We start from the raw sequence: 23,878 nt of genomic DNA, 5'->3' as shown, positions 1-23,878 counted from the left end.
GCGGGCCTATCCCAGGATCGTCTTGGAAAGAATGTCCTTCTGGACCTCGCTCGTGCCACCGTAGATGCTGGCGGCGCGGCTGTAGAAGTAGCGCATCGCGAGCGGTCCGGCCCAGTGCTCCGCGCCGGCCCCGTCGTGCGCGCGGCGCTCCATTGCCGCGGGACCGGCGATGCGCTGCAACAGTTGCGCGATCTCCTGCTGCAGCTCGGTGCCCTTGAGCTTGAGCACGGAGGCGAAGCCCGGATTCTTCCGCGCCGTGTCGTTCGACAGCAGGAAGCGCCAGTTCGTGACCTCGAGCGCGCGGATCTCGGCGTCGAGCACCGCCATTTCGGCGCGCAGCCGCGGACTGTCGAGCAGCGGCCGGCCGGCCTGCGTGAGGCGACCAGCCAGCTCGCGCGCATAGTCCAGCCGCTCGCGGCACAGGCCCACGTTGGCGATGCCGGTGCGCTCGTTCATCAGCAGGTACTTGGCGCAGTCCCAGCCGCGGCCTTCCTCGCCCACGAGGTTGCCGACCGGCACGCGCACCGCGTCGAAGAAGACCTCGTTGAGATGGTGCTGGCCGTCGATCGAGGTGATCGGGCGGATCGTGATGCCGGAGCTGCGCAGGTCGATCAGCAGGAAGGAGATGCCGTGCTGCTTGCTGCCCGTGCCGTCGGTGCGCACCAGCGCGAACACCCAGTCGGCCAGGTGCGCGGTGGTGGTCCAGATCTTCTGGCCGTCGACGACGTAGTGTTCGTCCTCGCCTTCGCCTTCCCGCCTGGCCGAGGTGCGCAGCGAGGCCAGGTCGGAGCCCGAGCCCGGTTCGGAGAAGCCCTGGCAGAACCAGAGGTCGAGGTTCGCGAGCCGGGGCATGAAGAAGCGCTTCTGCGCCTCGGTGCCGAACTTCAGCAGCACCGGCCCGAGCATGCCCACGTTGAACACCTGCGGCAGCGGCGCGGGCGCGCGGAACAGCTCGTCGAGCAGGATCAGCCGCTCGGCCTGGCCGAGCTCGGCGCCGCCGTACTCACGCGGCCAGTGCGGCGCCGCCCAGCCTTTCTCGTTGAGGATGCGCTGCCACGTGACGGTGTCCTGCTTGCGCGGCGGATGGCCCAGGCGCAGGCGGTTTCGGATCTCGGCGGGCAGCCGTTCCTCGATGAACTGGCGGACCTCGCGGCGGAAGGCGGCTTGGTCGGGGGGCGTGGCGAGATCCATCGGGCGAAGCAGCGGTGGCTGAGAGTTGGCTCAGGCCATCATATGCCGGACTTCTGATTGGATCAACCATTGCTTTCATGAGGCCGAAGCCAGAATTCACGGGAACCTGGATGCCTCGGCGGCCCGGGCCGGATCAGCGCTGCCGGGCAGGCGCGCAGGACCGGCCGATGACCAGGTCCCAGTCGACCATCAGCTTGCGCGGATGGGCCGGCGCCTCGTCGGCGACCCGGTCCATAATGAGCTTCACCGCCAACTGGGCGCTGCGCTCGAAGTTGTAGCGCAGCATCGTCAGGGGCGGGTACATGAGCTCGAGGGTCGAGGCCTCGCCGATGCCGATGACCGACAGGTCGCGCGGTATCTCGAGCCCGGCCTCGTGTGCCACATGGACCGCGCCCGACAGCATGCGGGTGCCCAGCGCGATGATCGCCGTGGGCGGTTCGTCCAGCGCCAGCATCTCGGACATGCGCGTGCTCGACGACTCGATCCAGGAATTGGGCATGAACACCAGCCGCTCGTCGAACGCGACGCCTACGGCGGCCAGCGAGGCCTTGTAGCCCGCCAGCTTCTCCCGCCCGGGGCGCAGGCTCGCGCTCGACACGAACAGCGCGATGCGCCGGTGGCCCAGCGACAGCAGGTAGTCGACCGCGCGGCGCATGCCGCGCAGGTGGTCGATGAGCACGCTGTCGAAGGCCGCGCCCATGTCGCGGTCGCAGATGACGACGGGCAGCTTGGACTGCGCGAAGGGGCAGTCCTCGGGGTCGGGGTACTCGAAGGTCGGCGACGCGATGATCCCCTCGAGCCGGCGGTTCTCGAAGAAGGCGACGAGTTCGCGGTCGCGCGTCTGGCGCTCGGAACTGCCGACCAGCAGCGAGTAGCCCGCGGCCTGCGTCAGGCGCTCGACCTCGCTCAGGTGCGCGGCCAGCGAGGGGTTCGCGATGTTGGGCAGCAGGTAGCCGATGGTCTTGCTGCGTCCGGTGCGCAGATGGCGCGCCGTGAAGTCCGGCTCGTAGCCCAGTTTCGCGACCGCCTCGAGCACGCGCCGCCGCAACTCGGGACTGGCATAGCCGCTGTCGTTGAGCACGCGCGACACGCTGCCGATCGCCACGCCGGCCGCATGGGCCACATCTCGCACCGAGATCCGTTGTCTCATCGTTTACCAGTATAGAAACGTTCCACACCATTTGCGGAATCGGGTGCCTATCGTAGAGTGAAACGCATATGAAATCGTTTCTAGAAAACCCCCAATGCAGCTGATCGACTCCTTCGACCGGGGCCTGAGCCTCGGCCCCGACGCGCCCTGCCTCGTCGAGCCCGGCGGGCGCACCCTGAGCTATGGCGAGGTCGATGCCCTGACGCACCGCATCGCCAACGGCCTGCAGGCCGCGGGCATGGATGCGCAATCGCAGGTCGGCCTGCTGACCCAGAACCACCTGCTGACCATGGTCGCCGTGCTCGGCACGGTGCGCTCCAGCGCCGTGTGGCTGCCGGTCAACGCGCGCAACTCGGCCGAGGAGAACGTCAACATCCTCGCGCGCGGCGGCTGCCGCTTCCTCTTCATCCACAGCAGCTTCGAGGCCCAGCTGCCGATGCTGCGCGAGGCGATCCCGGAACTGCGCGGCGTGGTCTGCATCGACCGCGAACTCGACGGCGTGCCCAGCCTGGAGAGCTGGGCCGCGCGCCAGTCCGATGCGCGCCACCGCAGCCCCGCACGGTCCGACGACGTGGTCGCCATCCGCGGGACCGGCGGCACCACGGGGCTGCCCAAGGGCGTGCTGGTTACGCACCGCGTCTACGGCGCCATGATGGCCAACTGGTTCGCGGCCATGCCGGTGGTGGGGCGGCCGGTGCACCTGGCCGTGGCCCCGATGACGCACGCCGCCGGTGCAGTCTGCTTCATGACCATGGCCTATGGCGGCTCGACCATCGTGCTGGCATCGGCCGACGCCGGTGCCATCCTCGAGGCCCTCTCGGCCTACCGGGTCACGCAGCTCTTCCTGCCGCCGACGGTGATCTACAAGCTGCTGGCGCATCCGGACCTGCGCCGGCACGACTACAGCGCGCTGCGCTACTTCGTCTACTCGGCGGCCCCGATGTCGGTCGACAAGCTGCGCCAGGCGCTCGATGTGTTCGGGCCGGTCATGGTGCAGTGCTACGGGCAGGCCGAGGCCCCGTTCATCTGCACCTGCCTCACGCCGCAGGACCATGCCGACATCCTGGCCGATTCCGCGCTGCATGGACGGCTGGCGAGCTGCGGCCGCGCGTCGCCGTTCGTGCGCGTGGCGGTCATGGATCCGCAGGGCGGGCTGCTGCCGGCCGGCGAGCGCGGCGAACTGGTGGTGCAGGGCGACATCGTGATGAAGGGCTACTACAACGACCCCGAGAAGACGGCCGAGACGCTCAAGCACGGCTGGCTGCACACCGGCGACGTCGGCTACATGGACGAGGCCGGCTACTTCTACATCGTCGACCGCCTCAAGGACCTGATCGTCTCCGGCGGCTTCAACATCTCGCCCGGCGAGATCGAGCAGGTGCTGTGGACCCTGCCCGCGGTGAGCGACTGCGCGGTCATCGGCGTGCCCGATGCGGTCTGGGGCGAGGCCATCAAGGCCGTGGTCGAGCTCAAGCCCGGGCAGAGCCTGGACTCCGACGCGGCGCTCGCGTTGTGCCGCGAGCGGCTGGGCGGCATGAAGACACCCAAGACCATCGAGGTCTGGGAGCAGTTGCCGCGCAGCGCCGTCGGGAAGGTGCTCAAGCGCGAGATTCGCGAACGTTTCTGGCAAGGGAGTGCGCGCCGTGTCTGAACTCTCACACCAACACGCGGGCAGCGGGATCCGGCGCCGCTCGTGGATCGTCGAAGGACTGTGCGCCTTCGCCGCCGTGGCGTCGGCCGGCCTGCCGCTGGCGGCTCGCGCCCAGGCAACGGCATGGCCCGAGCGCGCGATCACGCTCATCCAGCCCTATGCGCCGGGCACCGCGACGGATGCCTCCTCGCGCTTCATCGCGCAGAAGATCGGCGAGCGCTGGAAGGTGCCGCTCGTCATGGACCACCGGTCCGGGGCCAACGGGCTGATCGGCACCGAGCTGGCCGCGCGCTCGGCGCCCGACGGCTACACGCTGATGATCACCTCGACGGGCTACTTCACCAACGAGGCGCTGATGCAGCGCATCACCTACGACCCGCTGAAGTCCTTCGTGCCGATCGCCAAGGTCGGCGCGGTGCAGCTGCTGCTGGTGGTGCCGGCCGAGTCGCGCTTCCGGAGCGTGCAGGACCTCGTCGCCCATGCCCGGTCGCACCCCGGCAAGCTCAGCTACGCATCCGGCGGCAATGGGAGTTCGCAGCATCTGTCGGCCGCGCTGCTCGCCACGCTCGCCGGCATCCAGCTGCTGCACGTGCCGTACAAGGGCCAGGTGCCCGCGGCCGTGGGCACTTCCACCGGCGAGGTCGATTTCTCCTTCGCCGCGATCACGACGGCGCGTCCGCTGATCGCGGCCGGCAAGCTGCGCGTGCTCGCGGCCAGCGGCGCGAGCCGCTCGGCCTCCTACCCCGACCTGCCGACGATGGCGGAAGCCGGCGTGCCGGGCTACGCCTACGTCGCCAACACCTTCTTCTTCGCGCCGGCGGGCACGCCCGAGGCCATCGTGCGCAAGATGTCCGACGCGATCGGCGAGGTGGCCAGCGAGCCCGCGTTCAGGGAGTACGCCCAATCGATCGGGATGGAGCCCGACTTCGTCGGCCATGCGGATTGGCGCAAGACCATCGCGTCGGAGCGCGAGCAATGGCTCAAGCTCGTGCGCGACAGCGGCGCGAAGGCGGAGTAGCGATGTCCGTGCAACGACCCTATCCGGCCTGCATCGTCGGCGCCTACGAACACCCCACGCGCCACGCGCCCGACAAGTCGGTCGCGCAGCTGCATGCCGAGTGCGCACGCGGCGCGCTCGACGACGCCGGCCTGGGCTTCGCCGATGTCGACGGCTACTTCTGCGCGGCCGATGCACCCGCCGGCGTTCCCGCGCTGATGGCCGACTACATGAACCTCAAGGTGCGGCACGTCGACGGCACCGAGTCGGGGGGCTGCTCGTACATCAGCCACGTGGGCCGCGCCGCGCAGGCGATCGCGCAGGGGCGCTGCTCGGTCGCGCTCGTCACGCTGGCCGGCAAGCCGCGCAGCGGTGGCCAGGCGACGGGCACCGAGTTGCGCGTGCTGCCCGCGGACAGGCCCTGGTCGGCCTGGGAGAGCCCCTACGGCTGGACCGTGAGCGGCATCTACGCCAACTTCGCCTGCCGCCACATGCACGAGCACGGCACCACCAGCGAGCAGCTGGCCTGGGTCAAGGTGGCGGCGTCGATGCATGCGCAGCACAACCCCCATGCGCTGCTGCGCAAGGTCTTCACCGTCGAGGACGTGCTGAACTCGCCGATGGTGGCCGATCCCCTGCATCGGCTCGACTGCTGCGTGATCACCGACGGCGGCGGCGCGCTGGTGGTGACGCGTCCCGAGATCGCGCGAAGCCTGCGCCGCCCGATGGTGGCGGTGCGCGGCTTCGGCGAGACGGTGCGCACCGGCGAGGCCGGAGACTTCGACATGCTGCGCACCGGCGCGGCGATCTCCGGGCGCGACGCCTTCGAGTCGGCGGGCCTCACGCCGCGCGACGTGAAGTACGCGTCCATCTACGACAACTTCACCATCATGGTGATCCTGCAGCTGGAAGACCTGGGCTTCTGCGCCCGCGGCGAGGGCGGCCGCTTCGTCGCGGATGGCGGCCTGGTCTCGGGCGTCGGGCGCCTGCCATGGAACACCGATGGCGGCGGCCTGTGCAACAACCACCCGCAGAACCGGGGCGGCATGACCAAGGTGATCGAGGCCGTGCGGCAGTTGCGCGGCGAAGCGCATGCGGCCGTGCAGGTGCCGAACTGCGACATCGCGATGGCCACCGGTCCCGGCATGGTGTTCGGCATCGGCCATTCGCACGCCACGCTGTTGATGGAGCGCACGTCATGACGAAGCCCGACGTCGAGCAGGCTGCGGCCGGCGCTCTCGAGCGCACGCTGCGGGACCCCTATGTCCAGGCCTTTCCCGAGACCGAGGCCTTCTGGCGTGCCAGTGCCGCGGGGCAGCTGCTGCTTCCGCGCTGCCGCGCGTGCTCGCGATGGCACTGGCATCCGCGCGCGTTCTGCCCGTTCTGCCATGCCGATGCGCTCGACTGGATCGAGGCATCGGGCCTGGGCGAGGTCTACAGCTTCTCCATCGTCCGGCGCACCGGCGCGCCCTATGTGCTGGCCTATGTGCGTCTCGAGGAAGGCCCGATCCTGATGACCAACATCGTCGACACCGACCTCGCCGACGTGCGTGTCGGCATGCCCGTCGCGGTGCGTTTTCGCGCGACCGAGCAAGGCCGCATGGCACCGGTGTTCAGCGCCCGGCCGTGAGCCGCTAGTGGTTTTCCCACATAGAAACGTTCCACGGGATTGCAGCGATGTTCGCTCTGCTTCCCAATAGAACGGCAGAGAAAAACGTTTTCAGATTCACCATGCCCAACACCCCAAACGACCCATCGCGCCCCGCCATCCTGTCGCGCGACACGCGCCTGCTGATCGGCGGCGAATGGACCTCCGCGCGTTCCGGCCAGACCTTCGAGTCGGTCGATCCTTCGACCGGCCAGGTCATCGCGCGGCTGGCACGAGGCGGCGAAGCCGACATCGACGATGCCGTGGCGGCGGCGCGCCGAGCCTTCGAAGGTCCGTGGCGCGGCACCAAGCCGGTGGAGCGCCAGCGCCTGCTGCTGGCCATCGCCGACCTCATCGACCGGCACAGGGAAGAGCTGGCCTACCTGCAGTCGCTGGAGTTCGGCGGCCCGATCAGCGTGGTGCGCGCGGGCATGGGTCGCCCCACCGGCCTGCTGCGCTTCTATGCGGGCCTGGCGACGGCGATCCATGGCGAGACCATCGAGAACTCGCTGCCCGGCCACTTCCTGAGCTATGCGCTGAAGGAGCCGATCGGCGTGGTGGGCGCCATCACGCCGTGGAACGGCCCGCTGAGCGTGTGCATCACGAAGATCGCGCCGGCCATCGCGGCGGGTTGCACGGTGGTGCTCAAGCCGTCGGAAGAGGCATCGCTCGCCGCCGTGAGGCTGGGGGAACTCGCGGTGGAGGCGGGGGTGCCGCCCGGCGTGCTCAACATCGTCACCGGCGCGGGCGATGCCGGCGCGGCGCTCGCGGCGCATCCCGGCGTCGACAAGCTCGGCTTCACCGGCTCCACCGTCACGGGGCAGGCCATCATCCGCGCCTCGGCCGGCAACGTGAAGCGGCTCTCGCTCGAGCTCGGCGGCAAGTCGCCCGACATCGTCTTCGCCGATGCCGACCTCGACGCCGCGGCGCGTGGCGCCGCGATGGCGGTGTTCGCGAACTCGGGCCAGATCTGCTGCGCGGGCTCGCGCCTGCTGGTCGAGCGTTCGATCCACGACGAATTCGTCGAGCGCGTGGCCGCGGTCGGCCGCTCGCTCAAGATCGGCCACAGCCTGGACCCGGCCACCCAGATCGGCCCGCTGGTCTCGCGCAAGCAGCTCGATCGCGTCTGCGGCTACCTCGACGCCGGCCCGCGCGAGGGCGCGCAGCTCGTCTCGGGTGGCAACCGGTGCGACGACGATGCATTGCGCGACGGCTTCTTCGTGCCGCCCACGGTGTTCGCGGGCGTGCGCAACGACATGCGCATCGCGCGCGAGGAAATCTTCGGCCCCGTGATCTCCGCCATCCCTTTCGACGACGCCGACCAGGCCCTGGCGATCGCCAACGACACGCCCTTCGGCCTCGGCGCGGGCGTGTGGACCCGCGACGTGAAGAAGGCGCATCGCGTCAGCGGCGCGCTGCGTTCGGGCACCGTCTGGATCAACTGCTACCTGCAGATGGACCCGTCGATCCCCTTCGGCGGCTACCGCATGAGCGGCTATGGGCGCGAGTTCGGCACGCGCCACATCGACGAGTTCATGCAGCTCAAGTCGGTGGTGCTCGACATGGGCTGACCGCTTCGCCCCATCCGCATCCTCGAAAGAAACCTCAACGGAGACAACACCATGAAGATCGCCAACCACCTCGCCGGGCGCACGATGCGCCGCCGCCTGCTCGCCGCCACGGCGCTGATGCTGGTGTCGAGCGCGCTGCCCGCGCTCGCGGACACCTATCCCTCCAAGCCGATCCGCATGATCGTGCCCTACCTGGCCGGCGGCGTCACCGACGTGATGGCGCGCCAGTTCGCCACCGTCATGAGCGACAAGCTGGGCCAGCAGATCGTGGTCGACAACAAGCCCGGCGCGAACACGCTCATCGCGACGCAGGCCGCGGCCACCGCGCCGCCCGATGGCTACACCATCTTCTTCATGGACCTGTCGCTGCTCTCGTACAACGCCTACCTCTACAAGCAGCAGCCCTACGAACTCACGCGCGACTTCGTGCCGGTGACCTCGGTCGCGGAGATTCCGCTGGGCCTGGCCGTCAACAACTTCGTGCCCGCGAACAACGTCAAGGAATTCATCGCCTATGCCAAGGCCAACCCGGGCAAGCTGAACTACTCCAGCACCGCGTCGGGCGGCCTGCCGCACCTCGCGATGGAGAACCTGAAGTCGGTGGCCGGCATCGAGATGACGCACGTGCCGTACAAGGGCGCCGCGGCGGCCATCACCGACATGATCGGCGGGCAGGTGCAGGCCATGTTCAACGATGTGTCGACCTCGGTGCAGTACGTGAACGCGGGCCGCATGAAGGTGCTGGCCATCTCGGGCGACAAGCGCATGCCCAGGATGCCCGACGTGCCGACCTTCGCCGAACTCGGCATGCCCAAGCTCAGCACGGCCGCGTTCATGGGCATCGTGGCACCGGCCAGGACGCCGCCGGCGGCCATCGCCCGGCTCGACGCCGCGATCCGCGAGGCCTCGAAGAGCCCGGCCGTGGTGGAGTACCTGCAGACCAACAACCTGGTGCCGCGCGTCACTTCGGGCGCGGAGCTCGGCGGCATCATGGCCACCGAGCAGAAGAAGTGGCGCGAACTGGTGACCAGGCTCGACCTGAAGGTCGATTGATCCCATGGACAGTTTCGACTACGTGATCGTCGGTGGCGGCACGGCGGCCGGCGTGCTGGCCTGGCGGCTCGGCGAAGCCGGCCACAGCGTCTGCGTGCTCGAGGCCGGGCCGTCCGACGACAGCGCCTGGACGCGCATCCCCGCCGGCTTCACGCGCCTGCTGCGCGACCCGCGCTACAGCTGGCAGCTCGAGTGCGAGCCCTCGCCGGGCACGGCGGGGCGCCGCACCGCCCTGGTCCAGGGCCGCACCCTCGGCGGCTCGAGCGCGGTCAACGGCGCGGTCTACAGCCGCGGCCAGGCGCAGGACTTCGACGGCTGGGAGCAGCTGGGCAACACCGGCTGGGGCTACCGCGACGTGCTGCCGTACTTCCGGCGCAGCGAAGGCTTCGTCGGGCCGGCCAGCGACGAATACCACGGGCGCGACGGTCCCATGCGCGTGCAGGAAACCCCCTGGCGCGATGCGCTGTGCGAGACCTTCCTGCAGGCGGCGCAGCGGGCCGGCATTCCGCGCACGGCCGACTACAACGGCGCCTCGCAGGCCGGCATCGGCTACACGCAGAGCGTGATCCACGAGGGCCGGCGCTGGAGCACGGCCCATGCCTTCCTGCATCCGGCCCAGCGCCGTTTCGGCACGCGGGTCGTCACCGGTGCGCGCGTGAGCCGCATCCTGACCGAGCAGCGCCGCGCGACCGGCGCGGAGTTTCATCGCGACGGCGCGATGCAGCCCGAACGCATCGCCGCGCGGCGCGAGGTGATCGTGAGCGCCGGCGCCATCCACAGCCCGCAGCTGCTGCAGCTGTCCGGCATCGGGCCGGCGGGCCTGCTGCAGGCGCACGGCATCGAGGTCGTGCAGGCGCTGGCAGGCGTCGGCGAGAACCTGCGCGATCACTACTGCCCGCGCTTCGTCGCCCGCACGAGCCCGGACGCCGACAGCATCAACCGGCGCGTGCGCGGCCTGCGGCTCGCGCGCGAGGTCGCGGCCTGGGCCGTGCGGCGGCCCAGCATCCTCTCGATCAGCCCGATCCTGATCTACGGTTTCTGGAAGACGCGCGCGGAGCTGCCGTCGCCCGACTTCGCGCTGTCCTTCATCTCGGCCAGCTATTCGCTCGGCCGGCTCGGCGAGGTGGACGAGGAGCCCGGCCTCACCTGCGGCGCGTGGCAGCTGCGCCCGCAGAGCCAGGGCCATGTGCGCATCCGTTCGGCCGACGGCCGCGACGCACCGCTGATCCAGCCCAACTACCTGTCGCATGCCACCGACCAGCGCGTGGTGGTGGATGCGCTGCGCTGGGTACGCCGCATCTTCGAGACGGAACCCATGCGCGGCACGGTGCGCGCCGAGCTGCTGCCCGGCCCGTCCGTGCAGACCGACGACGAGTTCCTGGACTTCGTGCGCCGGTATGCCGTCACCGGCTATCACGTGATCGGCACCTGCAAGATGGGCCCCGCATCGGACGCGCTGGCCGTGGTCGATCCGCAGTTGCGGGTGCACGGCATGCAGGGCCTGCGCGTGATCGACGCGTCCGTGATGCCGACCATCACGTCCTCGAACACCTGCGCCGCGACCGTGATGCTGGCGGAGAAGGCCGCGGACATGGTGCTTGGCAAGAACGTGGAGGCACGGCGGGAGCAGACGGCGCAGCGTCCCGCTACTGTGTCGCAAGACCAAGAGGAGCCGCTCCATGCGTAGCCGCCACGTCTTCGGCCACCTGCGCGGCATGTCGGCCCTGCTGCTGGCCGCCATCGCCGCCGGGCCGGCCGCGGCGCAGAACTGGCCCGACCATCCGATCCGGCTGATCATTCCGCTCGCGGCCGGCGGCGCCACCGACAAGGCGGCGCGCCTGCTGGCCCAGCGGCTGGGCACGGCGCTCGGGCAGCAGGTCGTCGCGGAGAACCTCACCGGGGCCTCGGGAGAGATCGCATTGAAGCGCGTCGCCTCCGCGCCCGCGGACGGCTACACCCTCGGCGCGACGGCCAACAGCCTGCACACCGTGGCGCCGCACATGTCCAGGCTTCCCTACGATGCCGTCAATGACTTCACCTGGCTCGGGACCTATGCGTCCTTCGAGTACGTGCTGGTCACCCGCGCCGATGCGCCCGACAAGGACCTGGGTGCGCTCCTCGCGCGGGCCCGCAAGGCACCCGATGCCGTCTCGTACGGCTCGTCGGGCGTCGGCACGGGCAACCACTTGGCGGGCGCGCTGCTCGGCGATCTCGCGAAGGTGCGGTTCAACGGCATCCCCTACCGCGGCGGCAGCCCGGCAATGATCGACGTGATCGCCGGGCGCACCGACTTCATGTTCGACGTCGTCGGCGGTGCCAAGGCGCTGATCGACGGCGCCAAGGTCAAGGCGCTGGCGACCAGCGGCAAGGCGCGCTCGTCGCTGCTCCCCGATGTGCCCACGGTCGCCGAGACCGTGCCCGGCTACGAGGCGACGGGCTGGTTCGGCCTGGTGGCGCCCGCGGGGCTGCCGGCCGACATCGCGAAGCGGCTCGAGGCCGAGGTCGCGCGCATCGCGCAGGACCCCGACTACCGGCGCCAGCTCGAAACCCTGGGCTATCACGCCCAGGCCATCCCGTCCGCCGCGCTCAAGCGGGCGGTCGCGATCGAATCCGAAAAATGGCGCGCCGTCGTGCAACAGCTGCCCTGCAGCAGCCGCGGTGCGTCCTGCGAAGGCACGAAGCCATGAAAAGAAGACTCGAAGGAAAAGTGGCGCTGGTGCTCGGCGCCGGCTGCGTGGTCGACGACTGGGGCAACGGCAATGCCGCGGCCGTGGCGTTCGCGCGCGAGGGCGCGCGTGTCGTCTGCGTCGACATGAACGAGGCGGCGGCCGCGCGCACCGCGGGCCTGATCCACGCGGAGGGCGGCGAGGCGATCCACGCCGCGGCGGACGTCGCCGATGCGGCGCAGGTCAATGCGGTGGTCGAAGAGGCCATGCGGCGCTACGGCCGCATCGACGTGCTGCACAACAACGCGGGCATCAACACCCGCGGCGGCGTGGTCGAGACGGCGGAGGAGGACTTCGATCGCGTGTTCGATGTCAACGTCAAGGGCGCCTACCTGAGCTGCAAGGCCGTCATCCCGGTCATGAAGGCGCAGGGCGGCGGCTCGATCATCCATGTGTCGTCGATCGCGAGCATCACCTGGACCGGCCATCCCATCGTGTCCTACCAGGCCTCGAAGGCGGCCCTCAACCACCTGACACGGATGATCGCCGTCCAGCACGGCCCCGACAACATCCGCTGCAACAGCATCCTGCCCGGGCTCATCGATTCGCCGCGCGTCCACGTGACGATGCTGTCCTTCTACGACGGCGACGTCGAGCGCATGCGCGAGGCCCGCTCGCGCTGCGTGCCGATGAAGCGCATGGGCGATGTCTGGGACGTCGCCAATGCCGCGGTCTTCCTGGCCTGCGACGAATCGAAGTACATCACGGGCGCGGCGCTACCGATCGACGGTGGGGTGACCTGCACGATGGCGCACTGACGCGCGGCGGCTTTCGTTGAAACGGGGGAAGCTCGATAATCGAGGGTTTTCCCCGTCGGGGCGGCCTCACACGTGAAGTTCCGCTGCAGCGGTCATCCGACCGACCACCGCCCTGATCAACGACACAGAGAGATCGAATGGAATTGGTTTTGGAAGAGATGCTCAGGTTGGGCGACATGCGCCCGAACTTCGTGCAGTCCATCCGCGCACTGCGCATCGGCGACCTCCAGGAAGCCGCGCAGCGCGAGCGAAACGTCTTCTGGCGCACGTCGCTGCGCGACATGGCCACGAAGGCCGACGCCGTGGCGAAGATCGTCGAGGACTTCGGCCTGGGCGCGCAGAAGGGCCTGACCGAGCTCGGCGCCAGCATCGTGCGCTCGGTCCCGCGCTCGGCGGACACGGGCTTCGTCGTGGTCCTCGAACATCTGCCGACCCGGGCCCAGTACGCCCTGTGCCAGGAGATCCTCGACATGTTCCGCGACGTCGCGGATGAGATGGGCGACAAGAACGTCGCGTTCCGCTGCTTCTTCTCCGCGCACTAGCGGATCGGCGTTCATGACCAACCCTCCGCCGACCGTCGCCGTGCATGGCAACTCCTTCCATGCGGACGACGTCTTCGCCGCGGCCGTGCTGATGGCGCTGCACCCCGGCGCGACGCTGATCCGCACACGTGACACGGGGCTCGTTGCCGCTGCGGACTTTGCCGTCGACGTGGGCGGGGAATGGGATCCCGCGCGCGGCCGCTTCGACCACCACCAGAAGGGCTTCGCCGAGCACCGGCCCAGCGGCGTCGTCTACGCGAGCTCCGGCCTGGTGTGGCTGGCCCATGGCCTGGACCTGATCCGCCAGCGCCTGCCGGGCATCGACGAGCAGATCGCGCTGCGCGTGCGCGACGCGATCGACGACGAGCTCGTGCAGCACCTGGACATGGCCGACACCGGCGCGCTCAACGCCGCGCCCGGGTACTTCGGCATTTCCGCGATGGTCAGTGCCTTCAACACCTCGCGCAGCGAGGAGGGCGCCGCGGGCGCGCCGCCGGCGATCGCCGCGCTCGAGCTGGCGCAGTTCAAGACCGTGATGGGCTTCATGGGTCTTTTCATCGACCGTCTCATGGTGCGCTTCTCGGACAAGTTCGCGGGCGAGTCGCTGGTCCGGCAGGGCGAGTTGCTGGCGGACGGGAAGATCCTGGTGCTGAAGACGTCGGGGCTGTCCTGGTCGGGTGTCGTCTGCGCCGAGATGCCCGATGTCCTGTTCGTGGTCTACCCGGAGACTCCGGGCGGCCAGCACCAGGTGCGCGTGGCGCCGATCAAGCCCCAGTCCTTCGTGGCGCGCCGCGACCTGCCGTCCGCCTGGGCCGGATTGCGCAACCAGGACCTCGCGGCCGTGACCGGCGTCGAGGACGCCGTCTTCTGTCACAACAACCTGTTCATCGCCGGCGCCGGGTCCCTGGCTGGCGCGATCGGGCTGGCGCGGGCGGCCGTGGCGCAGCTGCGGGACGAGGGCGCGCCCCGTGCCCTGGCACCTTAGGCCGGGGCAACTACGGCACTCTATGTCTTGAATCTATAGTTGGCGACTGCTAACTATAATTTAAAAGAGAAAACTATAATCTGCTGTAATCTCCAGAGCTGACCCAGGCGGCGGCACTTCGAGGAGACATCCATGGCGGACACGGTTTTTCACCGCACCCAGCTGGCCGATCGGATGGCCCAGGGCGTCATGGCCTCGGCCGTCGGCTCGGCGGCCGCTTCGGGCCTGTTTCTCGCCGCGCCCCGGCGCACCGGCAAGTCCACCTTCGTGCGCGAGGATCTCCGCCCCGCGCTGCAGAACCGGGGCGCCACGGTCCTCTATGTCGATCTCTGGGCGAACAGGAAGGCGGATCCAGGCGCGGTCATCGTCGGCGCGGTGCGCGCCGAGCTGGCCCGGCACGAGGGTGTCGTGGCCCGGCTTGCGAGGTCGGCCGGCATGGAGAAGGTCACCGTGGGCGGCGTGGCCTTCTCGCTCGATCGCGTCGGACTGGGCAAGGAGATCTCGCTGAGCGCGGCCCTGGCGGCGCTCTCCGACGAGACGAGGCAGCCGATCGTGCTGCTGATCGACGAGGCCCAGCACGCGATCGCCACGGAGGGCGGCTACGACGCCCTGTTCGCGCTGAAGGCCGCGCGGGACGAGCTCAACAGCAGCGAGCACCATGGGTTGCGCATCGTGGCCACGGGCTCCAACCGCGACAAGCTGGCGATGCTGCGCAACAGCAAGGACCAGGCCTTCTTCGGCGCGCCCCTGGTCGCATTCCCGCCCCTGGACGCCGACTACATCCAGTGGTTCTGCAAGGGCGTCGGCCTGGCGGGCCCGCTGGATCCGGACGCGGTCACGAAGCTCTTCGAGCGGGCGGGCCATCGGCCCGAGATCCTCGGTGCCGCCGCCGACAGCATCCGTTTCGACTTCAACATCGCTCCGGCCGATGCCGCGGCGGCTTTCGCCCAGGCCGTCGATGAGCAGATCGAGGAAGTCGACCTGCAGACCCTGCGGGTGATCCAGGCGCTCACCCCGCTGCAGTCCGCGGTCCTGCGGGTGCTGGCGCGCGAGGGCGAGAAGTACGCGCCCTTCGAGGCGGGGACCATGGAGCGCTACCGCGCGATGCTCGCGGCGCTCGCGCCGGGCGAGACGATGGTGCCGGAGGTGTCCAACGTCCAGGCGGCGCTCGGCGCGCTGCAGGACAAGTCGCTGGTCTGGAAAGAGAAGCGGGGCGTCTACTCGCTCGAGGAGAGCATGACCGCCGAGCTGATGCGCCGGCACGGCCTGCTGGACGCCGCGGCCTAGAAGTCTGCGCGGCGCTCAGCCCTCGGTCGCCGGCTTCTCCAGCAGCCGGTTGAGGCGCTCCAGGTGCGCGCGCATTTCCTTCACCGCGCCCTCCGCATCGCGCGCGCGCATCAGCCGCAGCACGTTGCGGCGCACGCCGATCACGTCGCTGCGCGGCACCGGGCTGGCCTTCGCGAGCAGCGCGCGCGTGAGCTCCGACAGCGACTCCACCAGCATGACCATCACCTGGTTGTGCGTGGCCTGCGCGAGGATCCGGTAGAACTCGGTGATGTAGGCATTGCGCCGCGAGAAGTCGCCGCGCAGGGTGAGCTCCTCCGCGCGGTCGATGTCCTGCTCGATGGCCTGGAAGTCCTCCTCGGTGGCGCGTTCGCAGGCGAGGCGGATCGCCTGCTCGGTCAGGATGATGCGCATCTCGGTCACGCTGTGCGAGGGGATCTGGCCGAGCATCACCATGTCGCCGACCGCCTGGGTTACGGTGCTCGAGTCGCGCTTGCGGATGAACGCGCCGCCGCCCATGCCCTGCTGGCACTGCACGATGCCCGCGTTCTCCAGGCTGCGCATGGCCTCGCGCACGGCCGTGCGGCTCACGCCGAGCTGCTCCGCGAACTCGCGCTCGGGCGGCAGCCGGTCGCCGGGCTTGAGCGTGCCCAGCGCCACCTCGCGCCGGATCTGCTCGCACACCGCCTCGAAGGCGCGCTTGGCCTTGATCGGCTGGAAATTCGGTCCGGAACGGCCGGCCGTGCCGGCCTCGGCGTTCTCGATGTCGGTCTGTTCGGCAGTCATGCGGCGCCTCCTCTTTCTTGCGGTTCGGGCAAAGGTTATACCTTATGTCCTTGTCTCGATAGAGGGGTGTCGCACCAGGGATTTTCAAGCAGCGCCATCCATATTCCTAAAAGGTCAGACCTTAGCACCTAACGCCAAAATGCGCTCGATGGTATCGGGGTTTGCCTCATGTATAAGGTATGACCTTATTAGCTATCGTACCTTCCATGATGAAGGAGACACGATGAGTACCGCTGGACGTCACCTGGTGGGATGGGCCCTGTCCCTGGCCGCGGGCATGGCATGCGCCGCATACCCGGACAAGCCGATCACGCTCGTCGTGCCCTATGCCCCCGGCGGCATGGGCAGCACCTTCGGCAACCTGATGAGCGAGGCGCTGAGCCCGGCACTGGGGCAGCGCGTGGTGGTCGACTACCGGCCCGGGGCCAATGGTGGGCTCGGCGCGGCCCTGGTCGCCAAGGCGCCGGCCGACGGCTACACGCTGCTGATGGCGGTCAACAGCACGATGGCGATCAACCCGGCCATCTACCCCAAGCTGCAGTACGACCCGATCAAGGACTTCTCGCCGGTGGCCATGGTCTACACCTCGGCCAACGTGCTGATGGTCAATGCCAAGAGCCCGTACCGCAGCGTGGCCGACCTGGTGAGCTACGCCAAGGCCAATCCGGGCAAGCTCAACTACGGCTCCTCGGGCAACGGCGCGACGCCGCACCTGTCGGGCGAGATGTTCCGGCGCATGGCCGGCATCTCGATCAATCACGTGCCCTACAAGGGCATCGGGCCGGCCATCGTCGACCTGATCGGCGGGCAGATCGAGCTGGTGTTCAGCGACACCTCCGCGATGACGCAGGTGACGGGCGGCAACCTGCGCGCGCTGGCCGTCACCGGCCCGAGCCGCCTGGGCATGGCGCCGAACCTACCGACGATGCAGGAGCAGGGCTTCCCGGGCTTCTCGATCCGCTCCTGGTACAGCATCGCCGCGCCGGCGGGCACGCCCAAGGCGGTGGTGGAACGGCTCAACGCCGAGATCGCCAAGGTGGTCCGCTCGCCCGAGATGCGCCAGCGCATGAAGGACATCGGCGTCGACCCGGCCGAGGACACCTCGGTGCACTACCTCGACGCCACCACCCGCGCCGACCTGGCGATGTGGAAGAAGTTCGTGACCGAGGCGGACATCAAGCTCGACTGAGCCGCCGCCCCGTTCCCTCCGAGACCTGAAAGGAAAAGCCAAGTGAAGATTGCCGTGTTCGATGACGACCGCGTGGGCCTCGTCGAGGAAGACCTGATCTACGACGTGACCGCGGCCGTGCCCGATGCCGGGCCCGAGTTCCCGCGCGTCTACATGTCGCGGCTGATCGCGCAATGGGACCGGCGCAAGGCCGACATCGAGAAGGCGCGCCGCGAGGCGCGGGCGCGCCCCCTGTCCGAGGTGACGCTGCGCGCGCCCAATCCCTTCCCGCTGCACGTGGTGGCGGCACCGGTCAACTACCGCAAGCACATCGGCGAGATCGGCGCGCGCTCGGTCAGCGGCGGTGCCTCGGCGGTCGAGCGCGGCTTCTTCCTGAAGGCCTCCTCGTCGGTGATCGGCGCGGGCGAGGCGATCCGCCTGCCGCGCGGCTCGACGCGCCGCTTCGACCACGAATCCGAACTCGCCGTGGTGATCGGCAGGCAGGCGCGCAACGTGCCGCGCGATCAGGCCCTCTCGCACGTGTTCGGCTATTGCTGCCTGATCGACGTGACCCTGCGCATCGAGCCCGGCCGGTTCGAGGAGGAGCGCGTCGCGCGCAAGTCCTTCGACACCTTCACGCCCGTGGGCCCGTACATCGTGACGGCCGACGAGATCGGAGACCCCGGCGACCTCGCGAACCGCCTGTGGGTCAACGACGAATTGCGCCAGGATTCGCGCACCAGCGCGCTGATCCTCGACGTGCCCGGGCTCATCGAGTGGGCCTCCTCGGTCATGACCCTGCAGCCCGGCGACATCATCGCCACCGGCACGCCCGAGGGCGTGGGCCAGTTCTCGCCCGGCGACCGTGTCCGCATGGAGATCGAGCGCGTGGGCTCGATGACGCTGCCGGTCGTCGAGGAAGAAGACTTCGCGCCGCGGCGCTTCTGAGGACAAGGATGGCGATGCGAACCCTGCGTCTTCTGGCCTGCGCGCTCGCGCTGCTCGGCGGCGGCGCCACCGCCGTGCACGCGCAGCAGGACTATCCGTCCCGGCCGGTGCGCATCATCGTGCCGTTCCCGGCGGGCGGCGGCGCTGGCTCGCTGATCGGCGCGGAGGCGGTGGCGCGTTCCGCGCCCGACGGCTACACGCTGATGGCGACCATCAACCAGACGCTGACCTCGAACCGCTTCCTCTACAAGTCGCTGCCCTACGACCCCGACAAGAGCTTCGCGCCCGTCGCGCTGATGACCACCAGCGACCAGTTCCTGATCGCCAACCCCTCGGTGCCGGCGAAGGACCTGCGCGAACTCGTCGCGGCGGTGCGCGCCAGACCCGGCACGCTGGCCTACGGCTCGTTCGGCAACGGCAGCCAGCCGCACCTGGTCTACGAACTGCTCAAGGCCAAGGCCTCGCTCGACATCACCCATGTGCCCTACAAGGGCGTGGCGCCGGTCATGACCGGGCTCGTGGGTGGCGAGATCCAGCTGGCCACGGGCAGCGCGAGCGTCGCGGGCGAACTGCTCAAGGCCGGAAAGATCAAGCCGCTGGCGGTGGCCGGAATCAAGCGCTCCACGCTCTTCCCCGACGTGCCGACCACGGCCGAGCAGGGCTATCCGCAGCTGCGCGCCGCCGTCTGGTACGCGCTGGTCGCGCCGGCCGGCACGCCCGAAGCGGTGATCGAGCGCATTGCCGCCGACGTCAAGGCGATCCTCGGCGAGCCGGAGTTCGCACGCAAGAACGCCACCGCGCGCGGCCTCGAGGTCAACGCCGGCGGGCCGGCCGAGCTGCGCCAGGCCATCCGCGACGACGTGGCCGTCACGCGCGAGATGGTGCAGGCCGCGGGCGTGAAGCCCGAATGAAGAACACAGAGCCAAGGCCCACCGCCATGAACACGACCGCCACCGCCCGACCCGATTTCGACAGCGCGAGCGATCTCGCGCAGTTGCACCGCATGCTCGAGGACATCCAGGTGAAGAACGGCTGGAACAAGCCGACGCCCTCGCTCTATCCGCAGCCCAAACAGCACTACATGCCCGCGCACTGGCAGTACGCCGACGCGCGCGCCGCGCTGCACGCGGCCGGCCGCCTCGTCGGCACCGAATGGGCCGAGCGGCGCAACCTGATCCTGGCCAACCCGATCCCCGGCAACGACTACCCGACCGTGACCACGCTGGTGGCGGCCTACCAGATGGTCAAGGGCGGCGAGGCCGCGCGCAGCCATCGCCACACGCCCAACGCGATGCGCGTGGTGGTCGAGGCCGCGCCCGGCACCTTCACCATCGTCGATGGCACCGACGTGCCGATGGAGCCCGGCGACGTGCTGCTCACGCCCAACTGGAGCTTCCACGGGCACGACAACCGCAGCGAGGTCGACGCCTACTGGATCGACATCCTCGACGCGCCGCTGGTGCAACTGCTCGGGCCGATGTTCTTCGAGCACCATCCCGACAAGGTCGAGAAGGCCGAGCGCGTCGATCCCGCGAGCCCGATGCGCTTCGCGCTGCGCGACTACAAGCCGCGGCTGCTGGACGCGCCCGAGACCGCGCCGGGCGTGCGCACGCTCGAGTTCGGACCGCCGACGCTCGACACCTTCGACCGCGTGGCGGTGGCGCTTTCGGCCGGCCGCGCGTGGCAGGTCGCGCAGAGCACCGCGAACCAGATCTTCATCGTGGTCGAGGGCGAGGGCAGCTCGCGCATCGGCGAGCACGGCTTCGAATGGCGGCGCGGCGACGTGATCGCGGCGCCGGCCTGGCTCGCGCAGCGACACAGCGCCACGCGCGACGCGATCCTGGTGCGCATGTCCGATGCCCCGGTGATGCGCGCCTTCCGCTGGCTGCGCTCGGGGACGCTTCCTCCGTGAGCCACGGCCATGCACCGATGAACTGAGGCGGGCCGGCAGGTGCCGGCCGCCCACCTTCCGTTTCGCTCTCCATGCCAGGCCCCGTGCCGGCAGGAGCCGGTTCGCCCCTTCCACCCACGCAGCTCCGTTCGCCACCATGGACACCACCACCCGCCGACTCGCGACCTTCGCCATCGAGACCCGCCACGAGGACATTCCCGAAGCGGTGCGCCGCAGCGCCAAGCTGCTGCTGCTGGACACGCTGGGCTGCGCCATCGGCGCGGTCGGCACCGATCCCGGCCTGGCGGTGCGGCGCATGGTGCGGCGCAACGGCATCGGCGGCCCGGCCAGCGTGCTCGGCACGGGCCAGAAGACCTCGGTCGCCACCGCCGCCTGGGCCAACGGGCGGCTCGGGAACATCCTCGACATCGACGAGTGCTACAAGGTCCAGGGCCACCATGCGCAGGCCAGCCTCGGCGCGGCGCTCGCGCTGTCGGAGGAGCAGGGCGGCAATGGCGCCGACCTGCTGGCCGCCTTCACGCTGGGCTTCGAGGTCGGCGTGCGGCTGGGCAACTTCCTGAGCCCGCGCGTGACCGTCGACGAGCAGGGCCGCACCAAGGGCTGGACCGGGCTGGTCGGCCCGGGGCAGGGCGTGCATGCGGCCTGCACCGCGGCCTCGCGCCTGATCGGCGCCACGCCCGCGGAGCTCGCCGATGCCTTCGGCAACTGCGCCCAGTACATGGTCGGCCGCGACTGGTCGCGCCAGTGGGGGCGCGACACCGACCTGGGCACCTTCAAGTACGCAGACACCGGCTGGAATGCGCAGGGCGGGCTGATGGCCGCCTGGCATGCGCGCGAAGGCATCCGCGGCATCCGCGACATCTTCGACACCGACAGCTACGCGCAGGTGTTCCAGGGCGTGATCCTCGATCCCGGCGCGATGCTCGCGAAGCTGGGCAGCGAGTGGTACCTGCCCGGCACCTCGATCAAGTTCTGGCCCTGCTGCCGCTGGATCCACTACGCGCTGACCGCCTTCGACCAGCTGCTGCGCCGCCATGCGCTGCGCGCCGAGGAGATCGAATCGATCGAGCTGCGCTCGTTCCCGATGATCCCGTACCCGCGCTTCGCCGACGACGGCGATCCGCCGAACCTCGTGGCCGCCACCTTCAGCTTCCCGCATGCGGCCGCGATGGTGGCGCTGGGCGTGCCGGCCGGCCCCGAGTGGTTCAGCGACCAGAACATGCGCGGCGAGGTGGCGCGCGCGATGCGCCGCAAGGTGCGCCTGGCCAACGAGCCCAAGGGCTACGACCCCGCGACCTGGGGCCTGGAACAGCAGGTGCTCAAGGTGCCGTCGCGCGCGGTGGTGCGCGCGCGCGGCCGCGAGTTCGAGCTGGAGAGCGACTTCGCGCTCGGCGACAGCTGGGAGGGCACGCCGCGCTACGGCGAGCAGGACGTGGTCGACAAGTTCCGCCGCATGGCACGCACGCTCGCGCCGATGTCCAGCCGCTGGGACGCGCGCATCGACGAGGCGGTCGACATGGTGATGGCGCTCGAGTCGCTCTCCGACGTGCGCGCACTGACCCGCGCGCTCGATCCGGCCTGCTGAGGCCTTCCCCATCCATCCCGAGGAGCCGACATGACCCTGACCGTCCGTCCCTTCCTTCCCCGCTTCGTCTCGCGCCTGTTGTGCGCGGCCATGGCGCTGGGCGCCGTGCTCGCGCCGCTCGCGCAGCCGGCGCGCGCCGCCGATGCCTTCCCGAGCAAGCCGATCCGCATCGTGGTGCCGTTCCCGCCGGGCGGCCTGACCGACGTGAGCGCGCGCCGCATCGGGCAGCTCGTGGCCGACGACCTGGGCCAGCCGGTGGTGGTGGAGAACCGGCCCGGCGCCAACGGCCTGATCGGCACCGCGCAGGTGCTGCGCGCGCCGGCCGACGGCTACACGCTGGTGGCCGTCACCACCAGCGTGGTGCTGATCAGTCCGCTCTTGACCAAGGCGCCCTTCGATCCGCTCAAGGACATCGCCTACGTGCTGAACTACGCGGGGCCTTCGCATGCGCTGGTGGTCAAGGCCGACTCGAAGTACCGCACGCTCGACGACCTGATCGCGGATGCGCGCGCGCGTCCCGGCGAGTTGAGCTTCGGCACGGTCGGCACCTCCGACACCGCCTACTTCGGCGCCAAGGCCCTCGAGCGCGCCAAGGGCGTGCGCTTCAACCACATTCCCTACCAGGGCGCCAACCAGAGCCTGATGGCGGTGGTGTCGGGCGAGACCACCTTCGCACCGACCTCCAACTACGCCGAGATGGTCAAGGCCGGCAAGCTGCGCGCGCTCGCGCTGCTCGACCGCCAGCGCATGCCCTCGATGCCGCAGGTGCCGACCTTCACCGAGCTCGGCGTGGACTGGCAGTTTCCCTGGATCACCGGCCTCGCGGTCTCCGCGCAGACGCCCGAGCCCATCCGCAAGACGCTGGAGACCGCCTTCCTCAAGGCCGCGCGCAGCCCGGCCTTCGGCAGCCTGCTCGAGCAGATGCAGGTGCCGCTCTACGTGCTCGACGGCGAGGCCATGAAGAAGGACCTGGCCGCCAAGATCCCGCAGTACCGCCGCATCGCCGACGAGTACGGCCTGGTCCAGCAGCAGTGAGGCTCCCGCCGCCTTGCCCCATCCATCCAACGAGGACCCCTTCATGAAACTCCAGGACCAGGTCGCCATCGTCACCGGCGCCGCGCGCGGCATCGGCCGCGGCTTCGCGCTGCGCCTCGCCCGGCTCGGCTGTCACGTGGTGGTGGCCGACGTCGACCTCGACGCGGCGCGCCGCTTCGACGAGCAGCTCAGCGCCGCCAGCGTGAGCGACGAGATCGTCGCGCTGGGCCGCCGCAGCATCGGCGTGCAGGGCGACCTGCGCCAGCGCGCGGCCGCCGACGCGCTGGTGGCGCGCGCCATCGAGGAATTCGGCCGCGTCGACATCCTCGTCAACAACGCGGGCGGCGCCTTCGCGCCGATCGAAGCGAGCCGCGCCTCGCAGATGAGCGACCGCGACATGGCCGACATGTTCGACGTCAACCTCATGACCACCGTGTACTGCAGCCAGGCGGTGCTGCCGCACATGCGCGCGCGGCGCAGCGGCAACATCATCAACGTGGGCTCGACGCTGGGGCTCGATGCCGCGCACCGCGCCGGCGCCTATGCGCACTACGGCATGGCGAAGACCGGCGTGGTGCAGTTCACGCGTTTCCTCGCGGCCGAGGTCGGCCCCGACGGCATCCGCGTCAACTGCATCGCGCCCGGCTCCACGGCCACCGCGCGCGTCGCGAGCCAGGCCCGGGCGCGCGGCATGGTGGGCGATGCCGACCTGCCGAAGATCCCGCTGCGCCGCCTCGCGACCGTCGAGGACATGGCGGGGCCGCTCGAGTTCCTCGCGACCGATCTTTCCTCCTACGTGACCGGCCAGTGCATCTCCGTCTGCGGCGGCAAGGTGCTCACGCCGTCGTGACCCTTATTGCCCTTTATTGACCGGAACCGGAGACAAGC

At 69.8% G+C, this 23,878-nt stretch carries 22 protein-coding genes; 19 read left to right on the top strand and 3 right to left on the bottom strand.

Annotated elements, in window-relative coordinates:
- Positions 1-6 precede the first annotated feature (6 nt).
- Together ACODT0_RS18955 and ACODT0_RS18950 are read right to left on the bottom strand one after the other, a co-directional pair.
- Entirely contained in the window at positions 7-1,191 is a 1,185-nt protein-coding gene (locus ACODT0_RS18955; RefSeq protein WP_489041990.1) for an acyl-CoA dehydrogenase family protein, read from the bottom strand.
- 133 nt (positions 1,192-1,324) lie between these two features.
- Positions 1,325-2,341, bottom strand: a complete 1,017-nt coding sequence (locus ACODT0_RS18950; protein ID WP_489041989.1) for a LacI family DNA-binding transcriptional regulator — start codon at positions 2,339-2,341, stop codon at positions 1,325-1,327.
- A 94-nt stretch (positions 2,342-2,435) separates the two neighbouring features.
- Between ACODT0_RS18950 and ACODT0_RS18945 the strand changes: the two genes are divergently transcribed.
- The 12 genes from ACODT0_RS18945 to ACODT0_RS18890 all read left to right on the top strand — a co-directional run bounded on the left by ACODT0_RS18945 (position 2,436) and on the right by ACODT0_RS18890 (position 15,559).
- Complete coding sequence (locus ACODT0_RS18945; RefSeq protein ID WP_261214209.1) at positions 2,436-3,992, top strand: class I adenylate-forming enzyme family protein; 1,557 nt, start codon at positions 2,436-2,438, stop codon at positions 3,990-3,992.
- Positions 3,985-5,010, top strand: a complete 1,026-nt coding sequence (locus ACODT0_RS18940; protein ID WP_261214208.1) for a Bug family tripartite tricarboxylate transporter substrate binding protein — start codon at positions 3,985-3,987, stop codon at positions 5,008-5,010. The genes ACODT0_RS18945 and ACODT0_RS18940 overlap by 8 nt, the downstream gene beginning before the upstream one ends.
- A 2-nt stretch (positions 5,011-5,012) precedes the next feature.
- Positions 5,013-6,191 (top strand): thiolase domain-containing protein, encoded by a 1,179-nt coding sequence (locus ACODT0_RS18935; protein ID WP_261214207.1) that lies wholly within the window; start codon positions 5,013-5,015, stop codon positions 6,189-6,191.
- On the top strand, positions 6,188-6,619 hold the full coding sequence (locus ACODT0_RS18930) for a Zn-ribbon domain-containing OB-fold protein (RefSeq protein ID WP_261214206.1): 432 nt from the start codon (positions 6,188-6,190) through the stop codon (positions 6,617-6,619). Before ACODT0_RS18935 ends, ACODT0_RS18930 begins: the two co-directional genes overlap by 4 nt.
- Positions 6,620-6,720: 101 nt before the next feature.
- Positions 6,721-8,208, top strand: coding sequence for an aldehyde dehydrogenase family protein (locus tag ACODT0_RS18925; RefSeq protein WP_261214204.1), 1,488 nt, complete (start codon positions 6,721-6,723; stop codon positions 8,206-8,208).
- 51 nt (positions 8,209-8,259) lie between these two features.
- Positions 8,260-9,261 carry a Bug family tripartite tricarboxylate transporter substrate binding protein gene (locus ACODT0_RS18920; protein WP_261214202.1) on the top strand — a complete coding sequence of 334 codons (1,002 nt, stop codon included), beginning with the start codon at positions 8,260-8,262 and terminating at the stop codon, positions 9,259-9,261.
- 4 nt (positions 9,262-9,265) lie between these two features.
- Positions 9,266-10,948 carry a GMC family oxidoreductase gene (locus tag ACODT0_RS18915; RefSeq protein ID WP_489041988.1) on the top strand — a complete coding sequence of 561 codons (1,683 nt, stop codon included), beginning with the start codon at positions 9,266-9,268 and terminating at the stop codon, positions 10,946-10,948.
- Entirely contained in the window at positions 10,941-11,948 is a 1,008-nt protein-coding gene (locus tag ACODT0_RS18910) for a Bug family tripartite tricarboxylate transporter substrate binding protein (RefSeq protein WP_261214198.1), read from the top strand. Before ACODT0_RS18915 ends, ACODT0_RS18910 begins: the two co-directional genes overlap by 8 nt.
- Positions 11,945-12,745, top strand: a complete 801-nt coding sequence (locus tag ACODT0_RS18905) for an SDR family NAD(P)-dependent oxidoreductase (protein ID WP_261214197.1) — start codon at positions 11,945-11,947, stop codon at positions 12,743-12,745. Before ACODT0_RS18910 ends, ACODT0_RS18905 begins: the two co-directional genes overlap by 4 nt.
- A 137-nt stretch (positions 12,746-12,882) precedes the next feature.
- Complete coding sequence (locus ACODT0_RS18900; RefSeq protein ID WP_296730121.1) at positions 12,883-13,287, top strand: hypothetical protein; 405 nt, start codon at positions 12,883-12,885, stop codon at positions 13,285-13,287.
- Between the two features lie 13 nt (positions 13,288-13,300).
- Positions 13,301-14,272: an MYG1 family protein gene (locus ACODT0_RS18895; protein WP_296730122.1), complete on the top strand. Its 972-nt coding sequence runs from the start codon at positions 13,301-13,303 to the stop codon at positions 14,270-14,272.
- 132 nt (positions 14,273-14,404) lie between these two features.
- On the top strand, positions 14,405-15,559 hold the full coding sequence (locus ACODT0_RS18890; protein WP_296730123.1) for an ATP-binding protein: 1,155 nt from the start codon (positions 14,405-14,407) through the stop codon (positions 15,557-15,559).
- Between the two features lie 15 nt (positions 15,560-15,574).
- On the opposite strand, the gene ACODT0_RS18885 is transcribed toward ACODT0_RS18890, so the two are convergent.
- Complete coding sequence (locus ACODT0_RS18885) at positions 15,575-16,342, bottom strand: FadR/GntR family transcriptional regulator (RefSeq protein ID WP_261214193.1); 768 nt, start codon at positions 16,340-16,342, stop codon at positions 15,575-15,577.
- Between the two features lie 223 nt (positions 16,343-16,565).
- On the opposite strand from ACODT0_RS18885, the gene ACODT0_RS18880 reads away from it, so the two are divergent.
- The 7 genes from ACODT0_RS18880 to ACODT0_RS18850 all read left to right on the top strand — a co-directional run bounded on the left by ACODT0_RS18880 (position 16,566) and on the right by ACODT0_RS18850 (position 23,840).
- Entirely contained in the window at positions 16,566-17,531 is a 966-nt protein-coding gene (locus ACODT0_RS18880; protein WP_209539543.1) for a Bug family tripartite tricarboxylate transporter substrate binding protein, read from the top strand.
- Positions 17,532-17,573: 42 nt separating this feature from the next.
- Positions 17,574-18,458 carry a fumarylacetoacetate hydrolase family protein gene (locus ACODT0_RS18875; RefSeq protein WP_489041987.1) on the top strand — a complete coding sequence of 295 codons (885 nt, stop codon included), beginning with the start codon at positions 17,574-17,576 and terminating at the stop codon, positions 18,456-18,458.
- 8 nt (positions 18,459-18,466) lie between these two features.
- Entirely contained in the window at positions 18,467-19,369 is a 903-nt protein-coding gene (locus ACODT0_RS18870; protein WP_489041986.1) for a Bug family tripartite tricarboxylate transporter substrate binding protein, read from the top strand.
- Positions 19,370-19,395: 26 nt separating this feature from the next.
- Complete coding sequence (locus tag ACODT0_RS18865; protein WP_489041985.1) at positions 19,396-20,370, top strand: cupin domain-containing protein; 975 nt, start codon at positions 19,396-19,398, stop codon at positions 20,368-20,370.
- Between the two features lie 136 nt (positions 20,371-20,506).
- Positions 20,507-21,955 carry an MmgE/PrpD family protein gene (locus tag ACODT0_RS18860; protein WP_489041984.1) on the top strand — a complete coding sequence of 483 codons (1,449 nt, stop codon included), beginning with the start codon at positions 20,507-20,509 and terminating at the stop codon, positions 21,953-21,955.
- Positions 21,956-21,985: 30 nt separating this feature from the next.
- Positions 21,986-22,990 (top strand): Bug family tripartite tricarboxylate transporter substrate binding protein, encoded by a 1,005-nt coding sequence (locus tag ACODT0_RS18855; RefSeq protein ID WP_296730128.1) that lies wholly within the window; start codon positions 21,986-21,988, stop codon positions 22,988-22,990.
- A 43-nt stretch (positions 22,991-23,033) separates the two neighbouring features.
- Complete coding sequence (locus ACODT0_RS18850) at positions 23,034-23,840, top strand: SDR family NAD(P)-dependent oxidoreductase (protein WP_261214179.1); 807 nt, start codon at positions 23,034-23,036, stop codon at positions 23,838-23,840.
- Positions 23,841-23,878 lie beyond the last annotated feature (38 nt).

The organism is Variovorax sp. FG153 (assembly GCF_057809595.1).
This window is presented reverse-complemented; position numbering and strand designations above follow the sequence as displayed.

Coding starts and splice junctions, on each gene's coding strand:
- ACODT0_RS18955 (WP_489041990.1), bottom strand. CDS start 1,191: ATGGATCTCGCCACGCCCCCCGACCAAGCCGCCTTCCGCCGCGAGGTC.
- ACODT0_RS18950 (WP_489041989.1), bottom strand. CDS start 2,341: ATGAGACAACGGATCTCGGTGCGAGATGTGGCCCATGCGGCCGGCGTG.
- ACODT0_RS18945 (WP_261214209.1), top strand. CDS start 2,436: ATGCAGCTGATCGACTCCTTCGACCGGGGCCTGAGCCTCGGCCCCGAC.
- ACODT0_RS18935 (WP_261214207.1), top strand. CDS start 5,013: ATGTCCGTGCAACGACCCTATCCGGCCTGCATCGTCGGCGCCTACGAA.
- ACODT0_RS18930 (WP_261214206.1), top strand. CDS start 6,188: ATGACGAAGCCCGACGTCGAGCAGGCTGCGGCCGGCGCTCTCGAGCGC.
- ACODT0_RS18925 (WP_261214204.1), top strand. CDS start 6,721: ATGCCCAACACCCCAAACGACCCATCGCGCCCCGCCATCCTGTCGCGC.
- ACODT0_RS18920 (WP_261214202.1), top strand. CDS start 8,260: ATGAAGATCGCCAACCACCTCGCCGGGCGCACGATGCGCCGCCGCCTG.
- ACODT0_RS18915 (WP_489041988.1), top strand. CDS start 9,266: ATGGACAGTTTCGACTACGTGATCGTCGGTGGCGGCACGGCGGCCGGC.
- ACODT0_RS18910 (WP_261214198.1), top strand. CDS start 10,941: ATGCGTAGCCGCCACGTCTTCGGCCACCTGCGCGGCATGTCGGCCCTG.
- ACODT0_RS18905 (WP_261214197.1), top strand. CDS start 11,945: ATGAAAAGAAGACTCGAAGGAAAAGTGGCGCTGGTGCTCGGCGCCGGC.
- ACODT0_RS18900 (WP_296730121.1), top strand. CDS start 12,883: ATGGAATTGGTTTTGGAAGAGATGCTCAGGTTGGGCGACATGCGCCCG.
- ACODT0_RS18895 (WP_296730122.1), top strand. CDS start 13,301: ATGACCAACCCTCCGCCGACCGTCGCCGTGCATGGCAACTCCTTCCAT.
- ACODT0_RS18890 (WP_296730123.1), top strand. CDS start 14,405: ATGGCGGACACGGTTTTTCACCGCACCCAGCTGGCCGATCGGATGGCC.
- ACODT0_RS18885 (WP_261214193.1), bottom strand. CDS start 16,342: ATGACTGCCGAACAGACCGACATCGAGAACGCCGAGGCCGGCACGGCC.
- ACODT0_RS18880 (WP_209539543.1), top strand. CDS start 16,566: ATGAGTACCGCTGGACGTCACCTGGTGGGATGGGCCCTGTCCCTGGCC.
- ACODT0_RS18870 (WP_489041986.1), top strand. CDS start 18,467: ATGGCGATGCGAACCCTGCGTCTTCTGGCCTGCGCGCTCGCGCTGCTC.
- ACODT0_RS18865 (WP_489041985.1), top strand. CDS start 19,396: ATGAACACGACCGCCACCGCCCGACCCGATTTCGACAGCGCGAGCGAT.
- ACODT0_RS18860 (WP_489041984.1), top strand. CDS start 20,507: ATGGACACCACCACCCGCCGACTCGCGACCTTCGCCATCGAGACCCGC.
- ACODT0_RS18855 (WP_296730128.1), top strand. CDS start 21,986: ATGACCCTGACCGTCCGTCCCTTCCTTCCCCGCTTCGTCTCGCGCCTG.
- ACODT0_RS18850 (WP_261214179.1), top strand. CDS start 23,034: ATGAAACTCCAGGACCAGGTCGCCATCGTCACCGGCGCCGCGCGCGGC.